This is a genomic window from Indolivaga capnocytophagoides DSM 22835 (genome assembly GCF_000426485.1).
GTDB classification, from domain to species: domain Bacteria; phylum Bacteroidota; class Bacteroidia; order Bacteroidales; family Dysgonomonadaceae; genus Dysgonomonas_A; species Dysgonomonas_A capnocytophagoides.
Window position 1 is genome coordinate 1 of record NZ_AUFL01000032.1, and the last position, 5650, is coordinate 5650.

Below are 5650 nucleotides of genomic sequence, written 5' to 3' on the forward strand. Positions count from 1 at the left end.
TCGACCTCGGCGGAAGCCCGGGGTACCCGCTGCACGAAGAAAGCGTTAAAAGACAAATAGATATCAGCGATAATCATTTTTATTTGTCTTAGCTTTCGAGGGCTTAGCGGGTCGGGATGCAGACGCAGTCTTGATCTTTTGTTTCGTTTTGCATCAAGGCAAAATGAAAAACAAACCCGGGAGGGTGCGTTAGTAAATAGCTGAACTTGATAGCATAAAATAAAGGAACACTTTTCAAATACTGATTCGCATTATTGATAATTGTACATTGACTTTGTCACCTTTGTCGGAAATGAAGAACTAATAATGAAGAATGAAAAATGAATTGCTTTCAATTGATAATTGTATAATAGTAACTGTTCATTGATTCAGTAACCTTTGTTACCTTTTTTATCTCTTATGTTACATTATTAAGTGTTGTTACGACATTTATAAATAAGTTTATTATATTTGGGAATTGAAACCCCACAAAATCAAATCATGAAAAAAATCTTAACCTTAACTGTTGTATTATTTACAGGCAGCTTGTTTTACGGACAAGCCCAGATAGTACAGAAAGTAGAATCGTTTGACATCGGGAATGTAAGACTATTAGACAGTCCGTTTAAACATGCCGAAGACCTCGACTTGAAGTACATGTTGGAACTCAACCCCGACAGATTACTGGCTCCTTTTCTTCGTGAAGCAGGTTTACCACAGAAGGCAGAAAGCTATACCAACTGGGAAAATACAGGGCTTGACGGACATATCGGCGGTCATTATTTATCTGCACTATCGCTGATGTACGCTGCAACAGGAGATTCCCGAATCAAAGAACGTCTCGACTATATGGTCGGCGAACTGAAGAAATGTCAGGATGCCAACGGTAACGGATATATAGGAGGAGTTCCCGGAGGTAAAGCTATATGGGAAGAAGTTGCAAACGGTAAAATTGATGCAGGCGGATTCAGCCTGAACGGAAAATGGGTTCCTTTATATAATATACACAAAACATATGCAGGTCTGCGTGATGCTTATCTGTATGCTCACAATCAGGAAGCCAAAGAAATGCTCATAAAAATGACCGACTGGGCAATAAAACTGGTATCTCAGCTTTCGGAAGTCCAAATACAAGATATGCTTAGAAGCGAACACGGAGGATTGAATGAAACGTTTGCGGATGTAGCGGCAATTACAGGAGACAAAAAATATCTGGCATTAGCTCATCAGTTTTCACAGCAACTAATTCTTGATCCGCTGCTGTCGCACGAAGACAAATTGACGGGAATGCATGCAAACACACAGATTCCGAAAGTCTTAGGATTCAAAAGGATTGCTGATATCGAAGGTAATCAGTCGTGGAACGATGCCGCCCGTTTTTTCTGGGATACCGTTGTCGAAAACAGGTCTGTTGCTATCGGAGGAAACAGTGTGGGAGAACATTTCAACCCAACAAATGACTTCTCCCGTATGATCAAAAGTATAGAAGGTCCGGAAACGTGCAACACATACAATATGCTGCGATTGTCAAAGATGCTTTACCAAACTTCTCAAGACAAAAAATACATGGATTATTACGAAAAGGCATTGTATAATCATATCTTATCGACACAGAATCCCGAACAGGGAGGTTTTGTATATTTCACGCAGATGCGCCCGGGACATTACAGAGTATATTCTCAACCTCAGACTTCTTTTTGGTGCTGTGTAGGATCGGGTCTTGAGAACCATGCCAAATACGGAGAAATGATTTACTCGCATAAAGACAACCAGCTTTACGTTAATCTCTTTATCCCTTCGACCCTTACATGGCAAGAAAAGAAGATCGAAATAGTACAGGAGAATAACTTTCCGGATGAAGCTAAAACAAGCTTAACAGTAAAAACAGTAAAGGCATCTGATTTCGATTTAAAGATACGCTATCCTCAATGGGTAAAAGACGGTGATTTAAAAGTCTCTATTAATGGTAAACCTCAGGCTGTGGTTAAAGGAGCAGACGGATATGTATCTATTAACCGCAAATGGAAAAACGGAGATAAAATAGTTGTAGATATGCCTATGCACCTGAGAGTAGAACAACTGCCCGATAAATCGAATTACTACGCTTTCTTTTACGGACCTATCGTATTAGCGGCCAAAACCAATACCGAAAATATGGACGGGTTATTTGCCGATGACAGCAGAGGCGGTCACATTGCTCATGGACAACAAGTACCTCTGAAAGATATGCCTATCGTGGTAAGTGAGCCCGACAAGCTGATATCTCAGTTGCAGCCCGTAGCAAACAAGCCGTTAACATTCAAAATAACCGGACTGTATCCCGAAAAATACAGCAATGGTTTAGAACTGATTCCTTTCTTCCGTTTACACGAATCACGATATATTATATACTGGCCGCAGGCAACGCAGTCTGAAGTTGCAGCTATTCAGCAACGTACAGCGGACGAAGAACAGGAACGTATAAAACTCGATGCGGTAACTACCGACAAAGTTATCTGCGGAGAGCAACAACCCGAATCGGATCACTTTGTAAAATTCGAAAATTCAAATACCGGATTTATTGACGATGTACACTGGAGAGAAGCCAAAGGTTGGTTTAGTTATCAGCTGAAAAATACTAATAAAAACGCAAAATATTTATACATCAGGTATTTCAACAGAGATAATTCGCGGATATTGAATATACAGATCAACAACCAAACAGTAGTGTCGAAAGCTTTAGACGGTAATGATGGGGACAAAATCATAACAGAACGAATCGAACTTCCATCAGATCTTAATAATACGGATATACTGGAAGTTAAATTTACATCTACTTCTGATAAAATGGCGACTAAGATAGTCGAAGTACGGCTGCTGAATAATTAGTCTGAACAATTTCAAAAACAGCGAATACCCAATATGCTATTCGCTGTTTTTGCTTTATAAACGATATCGCTGCCCAGACAGATAATGAACAATCCCTCATGTTATTCTGTTTCAATATAAACGTATAATATATTAATTAAATCGAACGAATATGGAAGGGTTAGGAATAATATGGTCAATAATAATAGGAGTAGCCGCAGGAGCTATCGCCGGTTGGTTGATGAGAGGGCACGGATTCGGCTTTATCGTTAATCTGATTGTCGGTCTTGTCGGCAGTATATTGGGTGGTTGGATTTATGGTCTACTCGGCATTGGTTCGGGAGGAATAGTGGGTGCTCTGATTATGTCGGTAATAGGAGCGGTTGTGCTGCTTTGGATTATTTCACTGTTCCGAAAAAAGAATGTATAACATAAAACAATAAAAAAAGGCTTTTAAAGGCCTTTTTCTATTTAAACGGCTCACAATATGAATGGACTAAAATACTTCCTTATATCGATTGGATTGCTTTCAATCGTCTTGTTTATTGTACTGCTTATAATCGGGATAAAAGTTATCTCCGCAATAGTATTTTATACGGTAGGCATAATCGCTGCGATATCCGCAGTCGGGCTTATCATATATTATATAGGGAAACTTTCGGGAAAGAGAGAATCCGAGTAACAAATAAAAAGGCGGAGCACTTCTATCAAATAGATTGCTCCGCCTATAATTCTAAATCACGATACTAAATCGGGATAATGATGGATATTTCTTTCTCTTCATTTCGTTTTACAGTAATAGACCCATCTCCTGCTTTAAGAATCAAGTCATCCCCAACTTTATAATATACTGCAAAGTATAAGTCGGTTTCCGACTCAACAATGTTGAGCTCAGTTAGATTTAGCTTAAAGTAGGCAATTCCGTTCTCGTTTGTAGTTTCTATTCTCGATGCTGAACCGGGATCAGTAGAATCATCCGGCTGCAGATTCTTGAACATGTAGACCTTTATATCCTTCTGTTCTTCACCAGCCAGATTCTTGACCGTGACTTTCACATTTGCCCCTAGAAAAGGAGCATCATCATCGTCACTGCTGCAGGCTGCCAATGCTACAACTAAGCTTAATAATAAGCCTGTAAATATTCCCTTTTTCATATACGTTTATCCTTTAGTATAACTAATACTATCCCAAATATCTCCTCAGGAATTCCGCTACCTGATTCACAACAGCTATAGTCTGAGGAATTGTAGCATATCCGTTGAGCATACCCCAGTCATGTATCACCCCATTATAACGAACAGTAGTTACATCTACGCCTGCTTCGTCTAAGTGTATTCCAAACTCTTCCCCCTGGTCTCTTAATATATCATTCTCAGCAACAGCTATAAACGTTGGAGGCAAACCTTGTAATTGTTCTTTTGAAGCTCTTAACGGAGACAGGTAAATCTCGTCTCTATCTGCCGGATCTGTAGTATACTGATCAAACATCCATTTCATGAGAGAAGTTGTAAGAAACCGCTGTTCTCCATACAATCTGTAAGATTCCCAATCAAATGCAGCGTCAGTAACAGGCCACAGCAATGCCTGAGCTTTTATAATAGAAAGACCTTCTTCTTTAGCTTTCAAACTAGTTACAGCAGACATGTTGCCACCGACACTATTTCCGACGATCGCTAATCTGTCTTTATCAATCTTCAGTTCATCCCCATGCTCAAATATCCACTTAGCTGTTTCAAATATTTCGTTGATAGCAACAGGATATTTAGCCTCCGGAGATGGCGAATAGTTAATGAATAAAGCTGTATATCCACTTGTCACTACTATATCCCTGACTAATCGCTTATGAGTAGGATAATCACCTAAAACCCATCCTCCGCCATGTATAAAAATAAAGGCAGGTACTGGATCCTTCGATGTTTCCGAACGCACAATATTAATGCCAATCGAATATTGTGATAATTCCATATTCACTGTCTCCTCTTTAATACCCGATAAGTCAACGGTTATAGATGATTGAGCATTTTCCAAAACTTTTCGAGCATCCGCAACAGGCAAAGCCTCTACAGGCTTATCTCCTGAATTTAAGACTCTAAGATATTCTCTTGTACTAAGAGTCAAATGTGGATCTTTTAAATAATCCTTTATTTTATATTCCTTTTCCATAATACTATTTTAATTATCAATGTTAGACAATAAAATACAGATAGGAGAAATGAGCCTCTCTCCCAACACATAATCATAATAATTAAAGGATAATGTTTGTATCCCTAAAACATCGACCTATATTAATCTACATACATCAGTAAATATAAAACGCTGATTAATAAAAGATTGTTCTAATAAAGAATCGTTTTTAACAAAAAAACAGAAAAATATACAGCTTATGGATAAGGTTGGATTCAAGGTGTATCAAGTAATAAAATCAAGAAGACCGATTATCAAAGGTAGTATAGCCGTATATTTTCATGCAGTATGTATTAACAAAAAAGTCCCGAGTAAAAAATTACTCAGGACTTCCTGTCTTTAAAAGAGGGCGGTTACCTACTCTCCCACATAATTGCAGTACCATCGGCGTGGGTGGGCTTAACTTCTCTGTTCGGAATGGGAAGAGGTGGATCCCCAACGCTATAACCACCTTAATATCTTTGATCTTATATATTAAGACGTGATGTAAAAGAACAAGTCTTTAAAAATTTGTATGTAGCAAACCTGTTACACAGGCGAAGTTTTGACGAAAAAGTTTCGGGCAATTAGTACTACTCGGCTATGACATTACTGCCTTTACACCTGTAGCCTATCAACGTCGTAGTCTACAACGACCCTT

5 protein-coding genes and 2 rRNA genes are annotated in these 5650 nt (G+C 38.8%); 3 read left to right on the forward strand and 4 right to left on the reverse strand.

All coding sequences use genetic code 11. From position 1 onward, the window contains the following. Positions 1–480 precede the first annotated feature (480 nt). From K322_RS0113305 to K322_RS20890, 3 genes are all read left to right on the forward strand, one after another. Positions 481–2847 carry a glycoside hydrolase family 127 protein gene (locus K322_RS0113305; protein WP_026627323.1) on the forward strand — a complete coding sequence of 789 codons (2367 nt, stop codon included), beginning with the start codon at positions 481–483 and terminating at the stop codon, positions 2845–2847. Positions 2848–2998: 151 nt separating this feature from the next. After that, positions 2999–3256 (forward strand): GlsB/YeaQ/YmgE family stress response membrane protein, encoded by a 258-nt coding sequence (locus tag K322_RS0113310; protein ID WP_026627324.1) that lies wholly within the window; start codon positions 2999–3001, stop codon positions 3254–3256. 57 nt (positions 3257–3313) lie between these two features. Beyond that, positions 3314–3508 carry a hypothetical protein gene (locus tag K322_RS20890; protein ID WP_026627325.1) on the forward strand — a complete coding sequence of 65 codons (195 nt, stop codon included), beginning with the start codon at positions 3314–3316 and terminating at the stop codon, positions 3506–3508. A gap of 64 nt (positions 3509–3572) precedes the next feature. Here the strand turns inward: K322_RS20890 and K322_RS0113320 are convergent, their stop codons facing one another. The 4 genes from K322_RS0113320 to K322_RS0113335 all read right to left on the reverse strand — a co-directional run. Beyond that, a complete protein-coding gene (locus K322_RS0113320; protein ID WP_026627326.1) occupies positions 3573–3980 on the reverse strand; it encodes a hypothetical protein in 408 nt (135 codons plus the stop codon). Between the two features lie 28 nt (positions 3981–4008). Continuing rightward, positions 4009–4989, reverse strand: coding sequence for an alpha/beta hydrolase (locus K322_RS0113325; protein ID WP_026627327.1), 981 nt, complete (start codon positions 4987–4989; stop codon positions 4009–4011). Positions 4990–5354: 365 nt separating this feature from the next. Next, a 5S ribosomal RNA gene (rrf, locus tag K322_RS0113330) occupies positions 5355–5465 on the reverse strand. A 90-nt stretch (positions 5466–5555) separates the two neighbouring features. Continuing rightward, positions 5556–5650, reverse strand: a 23S ribosomal RNA gene (locus K322_RS0113335); the annotation flags it as partial.

Coding starts and splice junctions, on each gene's coding strand:
- K322_RS0113305 (WP_026627323.1), top strand. CDS start 481: ATGAAAAAAATCTTAACCTTAACTGTTGTATTATTTACAGGCAGCTTG.
- K322_RS0113310 (WP_026627324.1), top strand. CDS start 2,999: ATGGAAGGGTTAGGAATAATATGGTCAATAATAATAGGAGTAGCCGCA.
- K322_RS20890 (WP_026627325.1), top strand. CDS start 3,314: ATGAATGGACTAAAATACTTCCTTATATCGATTGGATTGCTTTCAATC.
- K322_RS0113320 (WP_026627326.1), bottom strand. CDS start 3,980: ATGAAAAAGGGAATATTTACAGGCTTATTATTAAGCTTAGTTGTAGCA.
- K322_RS0113325 (WP_026627327.1), bottom strand. CDS start 4,989: ATGGAAAAGGAATATAAAATAAAGGATTATTTAAAAGATCCACATTTG.